The sequence below is a fragment of the Bradyrhizobium sp. USDA 4451 genome (assembly GCF_054822585.1).
This window is the reverse complement of the sequence record NZ_JBTRCH010000001.1, coordinates 7737797-7754343: the sequence shown is the minus strand read 5'-3', so window position 1 is coordinate 7754343 and position 16547 is coordinate 7737797. Positions and strand designations below refer to the sequence as shown.

General features: G+C 63.9%; 16 protein-coding genes. 10 read left to right on the top strand and 6 right to left on the bottom strand.

Annotation, left to right across the window (positions count from 1 at the left end; translation table 11 throughout):
* Window position 1: 1 nt before the first annotated feature.
* From ACVMB0_RS36345 to ACVMB0_RS36305, 9 genes are all read left to right on the top strand, one after another.
* Window positions 2–1099 (top strand): ABC transporter ATP-binding protein, encoded by a 1098-nt coding sequence (locus ACVMB0_RS36345; RefSeq protein WP_461349276.1) that lies wholly within the window; start codon window positions 2–4, stop codon window positions 1097–1099.
* On the top strand, window positions 1092–2117 hold the full coding sequence (locus ACVMB0_RS36340) for an ABC transporter ATP-binding protein (protein WP_461349275.1): 1026 nt from the start codon (window positions 1092–1094) through the stop codon (window positions 2115–2117). The genes ACVMB0_RS36345 and ACVMB0_RS36340 overlap by 8 nt, the downstream gene beginning before the upstream one ends.
* 21 nt (window positions 2118–2138) lie before the next feature.
* On the top strand, window positions 2139–2762 hold the full coding sequence (dhaL, locus tag ACVMB0_RS36335) for a dihydroxyacetone kinase subunit DhaL (protein ID WP_461349274.1): 624 nt from the start codon (window positions 2139–2141) through the stop codon (window positions 2760–2762).
* A complete protein-coding gene (gene dhaM / locus ACVMB0_RS36330) occupies window positions 2759–3151 on the top strand; it encodes a dihydroxyacetone kinase phosphoryl donor subunit DhaM (protein WP_146989240.1) in 393 nt (130 codons plus the stop codon). Before dhaL ends, dhaM begins: the two co-directional genes overlap by 4 nt.
* Before the next feature lie 31 nt (window positions 3152–3182).
* The gene (locus ACVMB0_RS36325; protein ID WP_461349273.1) at window positions 3183–3485 is read left to right on the top strand and encodes an HPr family phosphocarrier protein; all 303 of its coding nucleotides are present in this window, start codon (window positions 3183–3185) and stop codon (window positions 3483–3485) included.
* 1 nt (window position 3486) lies between these two features.
* Complete coding sequence (gene ptsP, locus ACVMB0_RS36320) at window positions 3487–5106, top strand: phosphoenolpyruvate--protein phosphotransferase (RefSeq protein WP_461349272.1); 1620 nt, start codon at window positions 3487–3489, stop codon at window positions 5104–5106.
* A complete protein-coding gene (locus tag ACVMB0_RS36315) occupies window positions 5099–5521 on the top strand; it encodes a hypothetical protein (RefSeq protein WP_461349271.1) in 423 nt (140 codons plus the stop codon). Before ptsP ends, ACVMB0_RS36315 begins: the two co-directional genes overlap by 8 nt.
* Before the next feature lie 32 nt (window positions 5522–5553).
* Window positions 5554–6537: a dihydroxyacetone kinase subunit DhaK gene (gene dhaK, locus ACVMB0_RS36310; protein ID WP_461349270.1), complete on the top strand. Its 984-nt coding sequence runs from the start codon at window positions 5554–5556 to the stop codon at window positions 6535–6537.
* Between the two features lie 189 nt (window positions 6538–6726).
* Window positions 6727–7059 carry a hypothetical protein gene (locus ACVMB0_RS36305; RefSeq protein WP_456753079.1) on the top strand — a complete coding sequence of 111 codons (333 nt, stop codon included), beginning with the start codon at window positions 6727–6729 and terminating at the stop codon, window positions 7057–7059.
* Window positions 7060–7484: 425 nt separating this feature from the next.
* Here ACVMB0_RS36305 and ACVMB0_RS36300 read toward each other — a convergent pair whose 3' ends face one another.
* From ACVMB0_RS36300 to ACVMB0_RS36280, 5 genes are all read right to left on the bottom strand, one after another.
* A complete protein-coding gene (locus tag ACVMB0_RS36300; protein WP_461349773.1) occupies window positions 7485–9362 on the bottom strand; it encodes a DUF4396 domain-containing protein in 1878 nt (625 codons plus the stop codon).
* Window positions 9363–9495: 133 nt separating this feature from the next.
* The gene (locus tag ACVMB0_RS36295) at window positions 9496–10662 is read right to left on the bottom strand and encodes an acetate/propionate family kinase (protein WP_461349269.1); all 1167 of its coding nucleotides are present in this window, start codon (window positions 10660–10662) and stop codon (window positions 9496–9498) included.
* Window positions 10662–13043: a phosphoketolase family protein gene (locus ACVMB0_RS36290; protein ID WP_461349268.1), complete on the bottom strand. Its 2382-nt coding sequence runs from the start codon at window positions 13041–13043 to the stop codon at window positions 10662–10664. Before ACVMB0_RS36290 ends, ACVMB0_RS36295 begins: the two co-directional genes overlap by 1 nt.
* Before the next feature lie 57 nt (window positions 13044–13100).
* The gene (locus tag ACVMB0_RS36285) at window positions 13101–13601 is read right to left on the bottom strand and encodes a DNA-binding protein (protein ID WP_456753082.1); all 501 of its coding nucleotides are present in this window, start codon (window positions 13599–13601) and stop codon (window positions 13101–13103) included.
* 42 nt (window positions 13602–13643) lie between these two features.
* Entirely contained in the window at window positions 13644–13883 is a 240-nt protein-coding gene (locus tag ACVMB0_RS36280; protein ID WP_461349267.1) for a hypothetical protein, read from the bottom strand.
* A 456-nt stretch (window positions 13884–14339) separates the two neighbouring features.
* Between ACVMB0_RS36280 and ACVMB0_RS36275 the strand changes: the two genes are divergently transcribed.
* Complete coding sequence (locus ACVMB0_RS36275) at window positions 14340–15416, top strand: flavodoxin family protein (protein WP_461349772.1); 1077 nt, start codon at window positions 14340–14342, stop codon at window positions 15414–15416.
* A 55-nt stretch (window positions 15417–15471) separates the two neighbouring features.
* Here ACVMB0_RS36275 and ACVMB0_RS36270 read toward each other — a convergent pair whose 3' ends face one another.
* Window positions 15472–16437 (bottom strand): SDR family oxidoreductase, encoded by a 966-nt coding sequence (locus tag ACVMB0_RS36270; protein ID WP_456753084.1) that lies wholly within the window; start codon window positions 16435–16437, stop codon window positions 15472–15474.
* Between the last annotated feature and the right edge of the window lie 110 nt (window positions 16438–16547).

Sequence of the window (16547 nt, the reverse complement as noted above, 5' to 3'; positions counted from 1 at the left end):
CATGGCACAGATCCGCATCGAAAACTTGCGCAAGTCGTTCGATCAGTTCACTGCGGTGGAAGGCTCGACCTTCACGATTGACGACGGCACGTTCTTCGCGATGCTCGGGCCGTCCGGCTGCGGCAAGACCACCACCTTGCGCATGATCGCCGGCCTCGAACTGCCGACCGAAGGCAAGATCCTGCTCGACGGCGAGGACGTCACGTTCCACCGCGCCGCCGCCCGCGACATCGCCTTCGTGTTCCAGCTGTTCGCGCTCTATCCGCACATGAACGTCGGCGAGAACATCGGCTTCCCCCTGAAGTGCCAGGGCATGGCGAGGCGCGAGATCCGCGAGCGGGTGCAGGAGACCGCACGGATGTTGCGGATCGAGCATCTGCTGTCGAGCAAGACCTCGAAGCTCTCGGGCGGCGACCGGCAACGCGTCGCGCTCGGACGGGCCATGGTACGGCGGCCGAAGGCGTTCCTGATGGACGAGCCGCTCGGCGCGCTCGACGCCGAGTTCCGCCATCTGATGTGCGGCGAGCTGCGCGACCTGCACGATCGCATCAAGGCGACCACGGTCTATGTCACGCATGACCAGCTCGAGGCGATGTCGATGGCCGACCAGATCGCCGTGATGAACAAGGGGCGGGTCGAGCAGATCGGCACGCCGCAGGAGGTCTATGACCGGCCCGCCAGCATGTTCGTTGCCGACTTCATCGGCTCGCCGCCGATGAACTTCCTGCGCTTCGAAGGCGGCCTGCGATCCGGCGATCGCGCGATCTCTTTCCATGACGCCAGCCTTGCGGTGCCGGAGATCCGCGAGGATCGCGCCACCGCGCCGCTGGCGCTCGGCGTCCGTCCGGAGCATATCCGCTTCACCGATGCGGGCGCCGTTCGCGGCGAGGTGTTCGGTGCTGAATATCTCGGCACCACTCAGATCGTCACCGTCGACACCGCCTATGGCCGGGTCGCGGCGCGGCTGCCGTCGAGTGCGTCGGTGCGGATCGGCGAGACCATCGGCCTCGAATTCAACCCAGCACGGCTGGCGCTGTTCGACATCGGCAGCGGCCGTGCGATCAGGACCGCCAGCGAGGAGGGCCTCCACCATGGCTGACGTCTCCCTGCGCAACGTCACCAAGCGCTTCGGCGCGGTCGAAGCGGTCCGCGACCTCTCGCTGACGGTGAACGACGGCGAATTCATGGTGCTGCTTGGACCGAGCGGCGCCGGCAAGACCACGACGCTGCGGCTGATCACCGGACTGGAGAGCCCGGATACGGGCTCGGTCATGATCGACGGACGCGACGTGACGCAGGATCCGCCGGGCTCGCGCGACGTCGCTTTCGTGTTCCAGCAATACTCGCTGTATCCGCATCTCACGGTCTACGACAATCTGGCGTTTCCGCTGCGCTCGCCGGCGCGGCGGGTGGCGGAGCCGATCATCCGCAAGCGGGTCGAACAGACCGCCGAGCTGCTGCATATCGCAAGCAAGCTGAACAACCGCGCCACGCGGCTGTCCGGCGGCGAGATGCAGCGCGTGGCGATCGGCCGTGCCCTGGTCCGCGATCCCTCGATCTATCTGATGGACGAGCCGCTCTCCTCGCTGGACGCAAAGCTGCGCGCGGAGCTGCGGCTCGAGCTGAAGCGGATCCAGATCGAGCTGGGCGCCACCATCCTCTATGTCACCCACGACCAGGTCGAGGCGATGACGATGGCCTCGCGGATCGGCGTGATCAAGGACGGCCAGCTGCTTCAGCTCGGCACGCCCCGAGAGATCTACGAGAGTCCGTCCAGCAGCTATGTCGCTTCGCGGCTCGGGACGCCGCAGATCAATTTCCTGCCGGCGCGCCTGCTCGCCGATGTCGCGATGCCGACCGGAACCGAAACGGTCGGCATCCGCACCGAGCATCTTCAGCTCGCCGCACGCAATGGCGGGCAGATGGTCGGTCGCGTGCATCGGGTCGAGCACCTCGGCGAGCAGAATCATATTCATCTGGACTATAAGGGCGAGACACTGGTGACGCTGGCCGATCCGCATCAGCCGCTGCAGGCCGGCCAGGAGGTCGACTTGCATCTGGTGCATCCGTTGTGTTTCGACCGTGCCGGGCAGCGCATTGCCACGGCGGTTCATTAGAGGGGCGAGAGGATCGAACAGATGTCGGTGCCAGCAGAGACATTCAAGTCGTTGGTCAAGACGGCCGCGGAACAGGTCATCGCCAGTGCGCCGGAGCTGACCAGCCTCGATCAGGCGATCGGCGACGGCGACCACGGGACCAACATGAAGCGCGGCTGCGAGGCCGTGCTTGGCAAGCTCGATGCCATCTCGGCACAGCCGCTCGACGAGGCCTTCAAGATGATCGGCAAGACCTTGGTGATGACGGTCGGCGGCGCCTCCGGGCCGCTCTATGGCAGCTTCTTCCTGGCCGCGGGCGAGGCGCTCTCGCATGACAAGCAGCTGCCCGAGGATATCGCCGATGTGTTCGGCAGCGCCGTGAACGCGGTGAGCGCGCGCGGCCGCTCGCAGGTCGGCGAGAAGACGATGCTGGATGTGCTGGTTCCCGTGCTGGAGACGTTGAAGACGGCGGCCGGTCAGCCGGACCTGATCGCGCGGGTGCGCAGCACCGCGATCGAGGCCGTGGAGCGGACTGCACCGATGCAGGCCACCAAGGGACGCGCGTCGTTCCTCGGTGCGCGCAGCGTCGGGCATGTCGATCCCGGCGCGCGGTCGAGCTGCGTGCTGGTGCAGGCGGTGTGCGCTGGCCTGGAGGCTCGCCCATGACCGACACCGTAGGGATCGTGATCGTTTCGCATTCCAGCGACATCGCCAAGGGAACCGCCGACATGGTGCGGCAGATGGTCGGCAGCGAGGTCAAGGTGGCCTTTTGTGGCGGCAATCCGGACGGCGGATTGGGCACCAGCGTGCCGCTGATCATCGACGCGATCAATGCCGCCTGGTCTCCCAAGGGCGTCGCGGTGCTGGTCGATCTCGGCGGTGCCGAGACCAACAGTGAAATGGCGGTCGAGATGTTGGAGCCTGCGCGGCGCGATCTCGTTGTCGTCTGCAACGCGCCGATCGTCGAGGGCGCCGTGATGGCGGCCACCGAAGCGGCGGGCGGCAGCACGCTGGCTCAGGTCAAGGCGGTGGCCGAAGAACTCTCGGCCGACTGAGATGTCGGCGAAGCGATGATGGATGATGAGCATGCTTGATAAAGCGGACGAACAGATTTTCACCGGCAATGTGCGGCTGGTGCACGCGGTGGGCATGCATGCGCGCCCCGCGGTCAAGCTGACCAAGCTCGCCAAGAAATTCCAGGCCCAGATCTCGGTGCGGGTCGCGGGTGCTCCCGAATGGATCAATGCCAAGAGCGTGGCCAAGATCATGGCGATGCGCGCCGCGCACGGCAGCACGATCGAGATCAAGGCGTCCGGCAGCGATGCCGAGGCTGCCGTCGCCGCGCTGGTCGATCTGGTCGCCAGCGATTTTCCGGATGGAGCGGGCTAGCATGCAGGGCGGCGCTGCAGGACTGGCTTACCGCGGCAGGACCGCCTCGATCGGCTTTGCCCATGGTCCGCTCGTCCGCGTCGACGCCGGCGCGGGCGGCGAGCGGGTCGCCGGCACGCTGGTCGAGGAGGCGCTCGCGCTGCGCAAGGCGATCGATCTCGCAAGCGGGCAGATTGCCGATCTTGCCGCCAGCGCCGGCGGCGAAGCCGCGCAGATCCTCGAGTTTCAGGTCGCATTGCTGGAGGATGAGGATCTGATCGAAGCGATCTTCGCATCGATCGGCGAGGGGCGCCCTGCCGACCTCGCATGGCGGTCGACGCTCGACGAGCAGATCGCGCAGTACAACGCGGCGGAGGATGAGTATCTGCAGGCTCGCTCGTCGGACCTTGCGGATTTGCGCGACCGTGTGGTCCACATCCTGCGCGGCGACGCGGGCGAGCCGCTGAAGATTCCGAGCGGCGGCGTGGTCTGTGCCGACGACCTGCCGCCGTCGCGCTTCCTGGAGATCGACTGGTCCGGCGGCGGCGGCCTCGCGCTGCTGCACGGCAGTCCGACCAGCCATGTCGCGATGCTGGCGCGCGCGCGCGGCATCCCGATGGTGGTGCAGCTCGGCAGCATTCCCGATGCCGGCACCACGGCGCTGCTCGACGGCGCGGGCGCGACGCTGGAGCTCGATCCCAGCGCCGAGCAGGTGCGCATCTTCGAGAAGCGGCGCGAGAGCCATCGCAAGAGCCGGGCATCGGCGCGCGCCATCCTGCGGCGGCCGACGGCGTCGTGGCGCGGCGAGCACATCAAGCTGCTGATCAATATCCAGCGCGTCGACGACCTCGATCACGCGGACGCGCAATATGCCGACGGCATCGGCCTGATGCGGACCGAATTCTTGCTCGCCGGTCGGAGCGAGCTACCGGACGAGGAAACCCAGTTCCAGGCCTATGATGCGGTCCTGCGCTGGGCCGGCCAGCGGCCGGTGACGATCCGCACCTTCGATGCCGGTGGCGACAAGCCGGTGCCCGGCTTCACGCTGGATGGCGAGGCCAATCCGTTCCTCGGCGTGCGCGGCCTGCGGCTGTGCCTGGCGCGGCCGGAGACTTTTGCCGTGCAGCTGCGCGCGCTGGCCCGCGCCGCGGTACGCGGCAATCTCAAGGTCATGTTCCCGATGGTGACCTCGGCCGACGAGCTCGAGGCGGGGCGGAAGCTGTTCGTCGATACCGTGCAGCGCTTGCAGGCGGACGGCATTGCCGCAATGCTTCCCGAACTGGGAATCATGGTCGAAGTCCCGGCGGCGGCCCTGGCGGTCTCGAGCTTCAAGGCCGCCTTCTTCTCGATCGGCTCGAACGATCTCGCGCAATATGTGCTGGCCTGCGATCGTTCCAACGGAGCTCTCGCCCCCCTGATGGATCCGCTGCATCCCGCAGTGCTCGAACTGATCGCGCGGACCGCGGAGCACGGCCGCCGCGCCGGCGTCAGCGTCAGCCTGTGCGGCGACATGGCGGGCGATTCGCGCTGTCTGCCCGCGCTTTTGAACTGCGGGCTGCGCGAATTGTCGGTGAACGCCTCGGCATTGGCGCAGATCAAGCAGACCATCGATCGGCTGAGCAGCGGAGGCAGTGTTGGCTGACACGGCGGCCGATGAAGCGCCCGAAGCCGGCGCGGTTGCGGTCTACAAGCGCATCTTCAAGGAAGTGCTGGAGAGCCGCCCGTCCGGCATGCGGCTGCGGCTGGCCCATGCCATCGGCAAGAACCGCAGCTTCGTCAGCCAGATCAGCAACCCGGCCTATCCGGTGCCGATCCCGGTGCAGCATCTCAACACGATCTTCGATGTCTGCCACTTCCCGCCGCAGGCCAAGACGGCATTCTTGCGCGCCTATGCCCGCGCGCATCCGCGCCGCGTCGGCCGGCTCAGCGAAGGCTCGCATGAGCGGACGCTGACCCTGCATCTGCCGGATCTCGGCAGTTCCAAGCGCAATGCCGAGCTCGACGCGCTGCTGCAGGAGTTCACGCGGCGCCTGATTGCCGTCATGCGGGAAAAATAGGCGAAAACGCCGAACGAGGCGGGGAGGACACCATGAAGAAGTTCATCAATGCGGTCGACAACGTTCTCGCAGAGAGCCTCGACGGCTTTGCGGCCGCGCATGCCGATCTGGTCGCGCTGGGCGCCGAGCGCAAATTCGTTCGCCGCCGGGAGCTGAACCGCAGGAAGGTCGCGCTGGTCTCGGGCGGCGGCAGCGGGCATGAGCCGCTGCATGCCGGCTTCGTCGGCCACGGCATGCTGGATGCCGCCTGTCCCGGCCAGGTGTTCACCTCGCCGACGCCGGACCAGATCGTCGAGGCCGCGCAGGCGGTCGCGGGCGATGCCGGCGTGCTGTTCATCGTCAAGAACTATGCCGGCGATCGCATGAATTTCGAGATGGCGGCCGAGAGCGCCGAAGGCCGCACCGCCACCATCGTGACCGACGACGATGTCGCGGTCGAGAAGTCGACCTACAGCATCGGCCGCCGCGGCGTCGCCGGCACGCTGGTCGTCGAGAAGATCGTCGGCGCCGCCGCCGAGAAGGGCGCCGATCTCGCGACCTGTGTGGCGCTCGGCGAGCGCGTCAACGCGCGGACGCGTTCGATGGGCGTGGCGCTGACCAGCTGCACGGTGCCTGCTGCGGGCACGCCGACCTTCGCGCTCGGCGAGGACGAGATGGAGATGGGCGTCGGCATCCACGGCGAGCCGGGCCGCCGCCGTGTCAAGCTCGAAGCCGCCGACGCGATCGCGTCGGAAATGACGACCGCCATCGCCGACGATCTTGCGGCGCCCACGGGCTCCGAAGCCCTGCTGCTGGTCAACGGCTTCGGCGGCACGCCGACGATCGAGCTCTATCTGATGTACAACGCGGCGCGCCGCATGCTCGAGCAGCGCGGGCTGCGCATCGCGCGCTCGCTGGTCGGCAGCTACGTCACCTCGCTGGATATGGCCGGCTGCTCGCTCACCGTGAGCCTGCTCGATGCCGAGACGGCCGCGTTGTGGGACGACCCGGTCCGCACGGCAGCGTTGAAATGGTGATCGCGCCTCTCGAATCCTGAACCGAACCGTGACGAGCGGTCCGTTGAAGGCGTGTCAACGGAAGCGTGATCGCCGCAGCGAATCGCACTTCGGAAGCCTTACCAACGGGCCGTTTCCTGCATTATAAGATGCCTGGAGCCGGCCCGGTGAGTCGAGGGCCGGCGAACTCTGCTCAACAAGGCGCGTCGCGTGAGGAACCCGGAAGCTGTCGCCGCGATCGTGTCGGCCCTTCGACAGGCGCACGGGGACAATGTTGCGCGCGCCTTCCTCGCCGAGGGCGTCAGCCTTGCTGCGCTGATGGACGCGGTGTTTTCGCTTCCGATCAGGAATAGCGAGGCGGTCAGGACGATCGCCAGGGCGCTCGAATCCGGTGATTTTGTCATCTCGCCCGATATCGGGCCGCTTTGGCACGTCAAATATGTCTACAGCCAGCCCGGCTCGATGACCGTCGTCGACATGGTGGTGCTGACGCCGGACAGGACGTTCGCCAGCACCGAGATCTCGCTGCGGCTGCGCGCCTGAACCCGCCCCGCGACAGGCCGAGGTTATCGCCGATCTTCCTTCGCGGGGCGCGCGGCCAAAACAGCGAAAACAACCCCATGCAAAGGAGCCGGGCGGTAGCCCGGTGTTCGATCCGGCATTCGTCACGGAACTTGACATGGCGGGCAAATCAGCGGTACTATTCTATTATTCCGAAATGATGCCGTGCCCCCGCGCGATTGGCGCGGCTGTAGCCGGATCCGATTGCTCTGCCGCGGCATGGAGCGATCATTCGCCTCATCAGGTTCCGCACCGGGGCATCGGTGCGCTCAATGATGGAACGAGGTCGGGAGGGAGTGGCTGAAACCCGGTGCAGACGCTATGGGATGGTCGAGATCATGTGAGACGTCAACTCTCGAGAAAATGGATGCCATCGCGCGGCTTTGAGGCGAATGCCCCGAAGATTCTTATTCAACGTTCAAGACCAGCATCAAGCCACCGCCGCCATTCTGCTCGGTGTTGTTATTCTCGGTGTGATGCGGGATATGACAATGCACGAGCCATTTGCCCGGCTTGCGCGCCGTCCAGATCACATCGTAACGCTGCCCTGGTCCGACATTGATTGTGTCGGCCTGGTAACGCGCGGTGTCACTCAGGGGCACCCCGTCGACCGCCACGACCTCGAAGGGGCCGCCGTGGATATGCATCGGGTGCACGAAATTGTTGTTGGTGCCAATGAATCTGATCTTGATGGTTTGGCCGACCTTCATTGATATCGTGTCGGTCGCCGGATAGGCCTTGCCGTTGATGGTGAAATAGTTCGGCATCTCGCCTTCCATCAGCATCGCCGGGTAAGTGCGCCATTCGCGCTTCAGCCATTCCTGTAACTGGACGACATAGTCGAGATCGGCCGCGACTTCGGAGTTCGGATCCTTCGGCGCGATGATCAGCGCGCCATACAGCCCCAGCGCCTGTTGGCGATCCGGGCGATCATGGCTGTGATAGAAATAGGTTCCGTGCTGACCGACCTCGTACTCGTATGTGTACGAGCCTCCCGGCGGAATCGGCGGCTGCGTAATCTCGGCCGGGCCGTCCATCGCGTTCGGTACGATCAGCCCGTGCCAGTGGACCGTCGTCGATTCCGGCAGATTGTTGTGGAAGTTGATCCGGACGTGATCGCCCTCGGTGAGTTGCAAGCGCGGCCCGGGAATCTGGCGGTTGTAGGCATAGGCGTCCACCGCGACATCGGGCAGGATGTTCCAGCGAATGACGGACGCATCGATATCGAACACTTTGACGCCGTTCTCGATCCGCGGCTCCAGCACCCGGTCGCCACGGGCGTCGGCTGGCGCCACATAGCCGACCTGCCGCGGCTTGACGGCCGCCATGTCCTTCATCGCATCGCCCGAGAGATCGAAAGTACCGATCATGCCCGGCGGCATGATCGCATCATCGACATCGTGCCCGCTCAGGCCGAGATTGACCGAGAAGCCCGGCAGGACCATTCCGGAGATCAGGAGCAATGACGTGACAGCGGCGAGGGCGGCCTGCTGTGCGATCGTTGCTTGTTTTTTCATGCCTCGGCCAGCCATCCCGCGGTGCTCTTGCCCGGCGCTCTGCTGTTCGCCGTGGCGATGCTGCTTGTGGTCTTGATGCGCGTGCTGCTGTTGCTTCGCATGCGGGCGCTCGGTCATCAGGCCGTGCTTGATGCCATTCTTGACCATCCAGACGTTAAAGGGATACGCGGTCGAGAATCCGACCATGACGCCAATTGACATCACGCCCCAGAAGACAAGCTCGAGCGGGTCCATCGCGCGCATGTCGCGGCCCATCATCAAGGTGCTCATCGTGGGGGCCATACCGGCCATCATCGCATTCATGCTGATGAACTCGGGCATGAAGCTCGCTTTGACATTGTCCCAGTAGCTGCCACCCATCATGCGTTTCATGAAGAGCGACTGGAAGACGAACAGGCCAAACGAGAACCCTGTCAGATACTCGACGATCAGGTCGACCCACATCGGCAGGGCAAGCGATGCGGTGATCACCGCCGCCAGGATGATACCGGTTGCGTCGCCCGCGACGCAATGGATCGTGCTGCCGACGCCCTGCTTCCATAAGGGAGCGGTGAATGCCTCATGCTCGCCCGGCCGCGGCTCCTTGTCCGTCAGGACATAGAGGAGAAGCCCGAACGGCCCCATGTAGAGCGTGATGAGAATGAAGCCCCATTTCATCACGGTCGGTTCGGGATTGCCAGCAAACTGATCGTAAGCGACGTACGCCGTCGAAGCGAAGGCGAGTGCGAACCACGATATCAGAAAATAGTCATAGGGCATTGCGATCATCGTGGTCACTTTCCGGTCGGGGTCACTTCACTGTCGCAACTCGGCCCCCGGGGGCTTATTCCTGAACTTGTCTCCCAGAAGCCCTTGGTCGTTGCGATATGGAGGCGCAGCGCAGACGGCCACGCCGACGGCCTCATCGGCTCAATCCGGCGAGCAGAACCAGAGTGTGCTCAGCGATCATTGCCTCTTCATCCGTGGGGATCCTCCGAACCTCGATCGGGCTACCGGGCGAGGAAATCGTGGTCGAGCCCCGCTCATTTTCAATCTCGTCGATTTCGATGCCGATCCAGCGAAGTCTCGCGCAGATATCGCCACGAATTCGCGAACTGTTCTCGCCGATGCCGCCGGTAAACACGAGAACATCAAGGCCGCCGAGGTTAGTCGCCATCACCGCAACGTACTCCGCCGTTCGCGCGCAGAACTGATCGACCGCCAGTTTCGAGTTAGGCTCGGTTGTCGCGAGAAGTGTCCTCATATCGGCGGAAATACCGGAGACGCCGAGCAATCCTGATCGACGATAAAGAATATCCTCGAGTTCCTGGACCGAGAGTCTGTTCGACTTCTGCAAGTAGAGCAGAACCCCCGGGTCAATGGCTCCGCACCGTGTCGCCATCATCAAGCCGTCCAGAGGCGTGAGGCTCATGCTCGTGTTGATGCTTCTGCCGTTCTGAAGCGCGCATACGCTCGATCCGTTGCCCAGGTGCGCGATGACAGTGCGCTGTTGGGGGGAGCGAAGTCGAGTAGCAACGTATTCGAACGAGAGGCCGTGAAATCCATATCGATGAATGCCGTCTCCGACGTCCGGAATTGGCAGCCGCTTGTAGACCGAGGGCACATCGCCGTGAAATGCAGTGTCGAAGCAGGCAATTTGCAAAAGGTCGGGACGCGCCTGTTGCAGGGCCCGAATCGGAGCAAGGCAGGCAGGTTGATGGAGTGGCGCCAGCGGCGTCAGCGCATCGAGCCGTTGCAGCACGTCGCCCTCGATCAGGGCGGGAGCGGAGAAGTGCGCGCCTCCGTGCACGACCCGGTGTCCGACCGCAGCCAGGACGTCCTTGCCGAGAATGGGTTGCAGCCGCGGAAGCAACGAGGAAATGGAATCAGCCTGGTCATCGGAGGCAGGCCGCGCTTGATCAAGTATCCGGCCCGCGGCATCCCTGATGGTGAACCCTGCACTCGCCGCATGCCGGTCGAAAAGCCCTCTGCAAATCAACGAGAGCCCAGGATCATCTCCATCGGCCCGATAGGCTGCGAACTTGATACTCGATGAGCCGGCGTTCAGAGCGAGAATTGCCTTGGCCATCACTCGTCCTGCCCGGAGATGGGACGCCAGCGCCAGTTCTGGATGTCCGGCATGTCCTCACCATGCTCGCGAATATAGCGGTGATGCTCGGTCAGCTTTGCCTCGCAGAGCTGTCGGATCGCGGTCGCCTTCGCCTGCAAGCCGGGAACGCGTTCGACCGCTTCTATCGCGAGATGAAAGCGGTCGAGCTCATTCATCACCACCATGTCGAATGGCGTGGTCGTCGTTCCCTTTTCCCGGTAGCCGCGCACGTGGATATTGTCATGGTTGGCGCGATTGTAGGTCAGGCGGTGGATCATATAGGGATAGCCGTGATAGGCGAAGATTACCGGTCGATCACGCGTAAACAGACGATCGAATTCCTTGTCGGAGAGGCCGTGCGGGTGCTGCTCGCGGGGCTGCAGCGTCATCAGGTCGACGACGTTGACGACGCGGATCTTCAGATCGGGCATCGCCTCGCGGAGCAGGCTGACCGCGGCCAGGGTCTCGAGCGTTGGAATGTCGCCGGCGCAGACCATGACCAGGTCTGGTTCATCGCTCCCCTCCGAGGTCGCCCATTGCCAGATACCAATGCCGTCCCTGCAGTGCGACTCAGCCTCCTGCATCGAGAGCCATTGCGGCGACGGCTGCTTCCCGGCGACGATGACATTGATACGATCGTAGGTGCGTAGACAGTGATCCGTGATGCAGAGCAAGGTGTTCGCATCGGGTGGAAAGTAGACGCGAACGATGTCGGCATCCTTGTTCGCGACGAGGTCGACGAAGCCCGGATCCTGATGTGTGAATCCATTATGATCCTGACGCCAGACATGCGAACTGAGCAGATAGTTCAACGATGCGATCGGTCGCCGCCAGGGCAGGCGGCGAGAGACCTCGAGCCATTTGGCATGCTGATTGAACATGGAATCGACGATGTGAACGAACGCTTCGTAGCAGTTGAAGAGACCGTGGCGTCCGGTCAGCAGGTAGCCCTCGAGCCAGCCCTGACAGAGATGCTCGCTCAACACCTCCATGACGCGGCCATGGGGGGCAAGGCCCACGTCGAATGGCTCAATGTCTTCCATCCAGACGCGATCGGTGGCCTCGAAAACCGCGTCGAGCCGGTTCGAGGCGGTTTCGTCCGGCCCCATCAGTCGAAATGTCCTGTCCGCCGCATTCAGCCCGATGACATCACGGAGATAACCGCCCACGGTCCGCGTGGCTTCGCCGATTTGGGAGCCGGGCGACACGAGATCGACTGCGTAGCTGCGGTAATCTGGAAGCGTCAGCTTTCGTTTGAGGGTTCCGCCGTTGGCGTGCGGGTTGGCGCCCATCCGGCGCGGGCCCGTTGGTGCCAACGCCTGAAGGTCGGCTCGCAGGCAGCCAGCCTCGTCGAACAATGCCTCGGGCCGGTAGCTGCGCATCCAGGTCTCGAGAATCCCGAGATGCGCGCGGTTGGTTCGGACCCCTTCGATGGGAACCTGATGCGCACGCCAAAAGCCTTCGATCTTCTTGCCATCGACTTCTTTCGGACCGGTCCATCCCTTCGGAGTGCGCAAGACCATCATCGGCCAGCGTGGGCGGCCTCCACGCTGGTGATCGCGGGCTCGATCCTGAATATCGCCGATGCAATCGAGCATCTCGTCGAGAGCCCGCGCCATCTTTGGATGCATGTCGTTGGGATCGCTGCCTTCGACAAAAAGCGGGTCATAGCCATACCCCTTGAGCAGATCCGCAATCTCTTCGTCGCGCATGCGCCCGAAAATCGTGGGGTTGGCTATTTTGTAGCCGTTGAGGTGCAGGATCGGGAGGACGGCGCCGTCATGCGCCGGGTTGAGGAATTTGTTCGAATGCCAGGATGCGGCGAGGGGGCCGGTCTCGGCTTCCCCATCGCCGATCACGCAGGCAACGATGAGGTTCGGGTTATCAAAGGCCGCCCCGTAGGCATGCAGCAACGAATACCCGAGCTCGCCACCTTCATGGATAGATCCGGGCGTCTCGGGTGCGGCATGGCTCGGAATGCCACCTGGAAACGAGAACTGCCGGAAGAGCTTTCGCAAGCCGTCCTTGTCACGCGTGATATCCGGATAGATTTCCGAATAGGTTCCTTCAAGGTAGGTGTTGGCGACCATGCCGGGTCCGCCGTGGCCCGGTCCGCAGATGTAGATCATGTCGAGATCGCGCGCCCTGATGACGCGATTGAGGTGCGCGTAGATGAAGTTGAGCCCGGGCGTGGTCCCCCAATGCCCGAGCAGCCGTGGCTTGATGTGCTCGGGTTGCAGCGGCTCTCGCAGAAGCGGGTTGTCCAGCAGATATATCTGACCGACGGATAGGTAGTTCGCTGCTTGCCAGTATTGGTCGAGTGCGGTCAGGTCGGCTTTGTCGAGTGAGCTGGCGTCCATCGGAAGCGTCCTTGGAGAAGCGGTCAGCAGGCCGATCTTAGACGATTGAGCCGTTGCCTAGCGTCGACGCGCCCTCGTTCGGGCCGCCTTTTTTGCCGCGGCGGAGCGGCGCGCCGATCCTTTGGTCTTGGCTGCCTTGCGGGAGGCGGCCGAGCGCGCCGAGGCCGAGCGGTGCGACGCCGCCTGTCGTGCCTGTTTCGACAGTGCGGACCGCGATGCTGTGCGGTGGGGCTCCCGCTTCAGGGCGCGAGATACGGCACGCGAAGCACCGGGCCGGCGGCGGGGCTTCCGCTTGCCTTGACCTGCCTCATAGGCATATTCGGCGCTCTTGCGGGTTTTCGCCTTTGCCTTGCCCTTCTTGGGGGGCCGGAGCGGAACACCCGCGCGCCGCGCCTTGGACAAGCCGATTGCGATCGCCTGTTGCGGTGATCTCGCTCCGTGTTGCCCGCGCCGGACCTTGCGAATCTCCTCGTGCACGAACTCGCCGGCCTGGGTGGTTGCAGACTTGCCCTGGCGCCGGTCTTGCTTCGCCTTTTGAATTGTCCTGCGTTCTGGCATCGACGGTCTCCGCGTCTCATTGTGGGAATGATGCAATGTCGTTCAGATGACGGGCTGCTTGTGGCTGCGTAGTCCGTCGAGCACCCCGCGCTGAATATTCAGATGCGCCGCGACCAATTCGTGCGGCGTTCGGATGCCGGTGGATCTCGCGCATACGGCCAGCATCGACCTCGACAAGTGCCGCAGCGACGTCGGTCGAAATCGGAAAGTTGCGGTGTCGGCGATGCGTACGCGGCCACCCGGCGACGCCATTGGCGGCAACTCCATCAACTTGAACACCATGTTTTGCGGCACATGCGCGCGCGCGTCATCGACGGCATCTTGTGCAAGCGGAGGCGGGACCTCACTCCGGAAGATGAACAGTTCCTCTCCGGGTATCCGATCGAAGGTCGGCGTGGGGAATCCGAGGTTTTCGGCCAGCCACCGCCGTCGGCCAAGATCATCCTTCGACTTGGAAATCTCATCTCGGAGCCTTGAGCATCGATACTGGCGGCGCGATCTGGCTCCAACTACAACACGGGGCACTCGTTCCTATGCTGGTTTCGGCCGGAGTACGGTGCGCACCGCGCCCATTAGTGGCCGGTCGTTGACGCGCCTGCTTGAGCAGGTTCCTCATGTTGAAACAAGCTGCGGTCCACCGTCTCTAACGATCGGGTCCGGAACGCCATGGTCATGCGCGATATTGGAACCGCCGAGGTTGCCGTCGCATTGATGCCAGGACACCATGATTGGTCCCCTATGATGCAACCGGACGTCCGGAAGGGCATGCCTTCTGTCAAACTGTCGCGCGACGAATTTGAGCGGCGGTATCGAAGTCGCTTCGTCGATCCTGCGTTCAAGCTGTTGACTCGGGAGGTCGATGCGATCGTCGCTGCGGCGTGGGACGGCTATAGTCATTCGCGCAAAGCGCCGGCGACGCGTCAAGCGGGGCCCGGGTTTGCCGATCCGTCCTATGAGATCGCGAACGACTGGCTGGTGGCACGGCAGGCGATCCTGGAGGCACAGCGCCGTCATGACAAGGTTGACGAGCCGATGCGTATTCTCATCGTCAACGGATCACCGCGCAGTGACCACACCTGTCCCGGTGAGATGTCGAAGACGTGGCGGCTTGTCGAATTGGCCGAGCCGGTCTTTCGGCAAATGGGTCTTGCCGTGGATATTCTGGACCTGTCGAGACTGACCTCGGAATTCGGCAAGCAGATCCATCCTTGCAAGTCCTGCGTCGCGACCGCGATGCCGCTTTGCCACTGGCCATGCAGCTGCTACCCGAACTATTCACTGGGGCAAACCGACGATTGGATGAACGAGATCTATCCGCTTTGGGTGGCGGCCCACGGAATCCTCATCATTACACCGGTGAATTGGTACCACGCTCCCGCGGGCTTGAAGGCGATGATCGACCGGCTGGTCTGCGCCGACGGCGGAAATCCGGATCCGTCGTCGACGCACGGCAAGCGAGCTGATGAGGCCAAGGCGCTGGAGCTAAAAGGCTGGTCGTATCCGCGCCATCTGGCCGGCCGCCATTTCGGCCTCGTGGTCCATGGGGACAGCGTTGGCGCCGAGACGCTGCGTCGATCATTGTCAGACTGGCTCACCGACATGGGTCTCCTCTCGAGCGGGCGCACCGGTGAGGCGGACGGCTACGTCGGGTATATGGAACCCTACGCAACGTCACACCAGGCGCTCGACAGGGATGCTGCATTCCAGCAGGAGGTCGTGAACGTTGCCCGTGCGCTCGGAAACGCCGTGCAGCTCGCCCGCGCGGGCAAGCTGGAAAATCCAGGCGCGGATATCTCCGATCCGATTCCGAAGTGATGCTCCCGTCAAACCCGATCGGCGCCCGGACCGGGAAGGACGTCATCCGTCAGCGCTAGGGCTGCCCAGATCCGCCAGCCGATCCATAAACCTGACCTGTCGCATAGCTGGCGTCACCAGCAGCGAGCTGGACGTAGATCGATGCGAGCTCGGCGGGTTGGCCGGGACGACCGAGCGGCGTCTGGCCGCCGAACTGCTCGAGCTTCTCCATCGACGCGCCGCCGGAGACTTGCAGCGGGGTCCAGATCGGACCGGGCGCGACACCATTCACCCGGATTCCCTTCGAGCCGAGTTGCTTGGCCAGCGATTTCACATAGTTCATGGTTGCGGCCTTGGTCTGGGCATAGTCGTAGAGCTCGGGTGAAGGGTCGTAGGCCTGCTCCGAGGTCGTCCCAATGATGCATGCGCCGGGCTTCAAGTGAGGCAGCGCAGCCTTGATGATCCAGAACGGGGCGTAGACGTTGGTCTTCATCGTCGCGTCGAAGTCGTCGGATGAGACATCAAGGATGGACTCTCGTGACTGCTGGCGGGCAGCGTTACACACGACGATGTCGAGACCGCCCAGTCCCTCGACGGCGCGCGCCACCAGCTCCTGGCAGAAGGTCTCGCTCCTGATGTCGCCGGGGATCGCGAGGCCGCGACGGCCCGCCGCCTCGATCAGACCAATGACCTCCTGTGCGTCGGGCTGCTCGCTCGGGAAGTAGTTGATCGCAACGTCGGCGCCCTCGCGTGCAAACGCGATGGCCGCGGCCCGGCCCATGCCGGAATCGCCGCCGGTGATCAGCGCCTTGCGGCCTGCCAGCCGATCCGATCCCTTGTAGCTGGTCTCGCCGTGATCGGGACGGGGGTCCATCCGGCACGCAAGACCCGGCCATGGTTGCGACTGCTTCCGGAACGGTGGTTTCGGATGGAGGATGGTCGGGTCCGTCAAGCCTTCGTGCCCCGCTTCCGCTCCGCGCCGAAGACCGGTGTTGGCCGTGAGGGCCCGCCTCGGTCGCTGTTCTCCTATCGAGTCGGTCATGGACGCCTCGTGTCGTTATCGCGGAACCGGCAATGCGGCTTTGTCAATCGCTCGCTAATTCCCAGGCTGTTGAACCGTTCCTGTCGCACGAGCCGATCATCAGTCAGCCT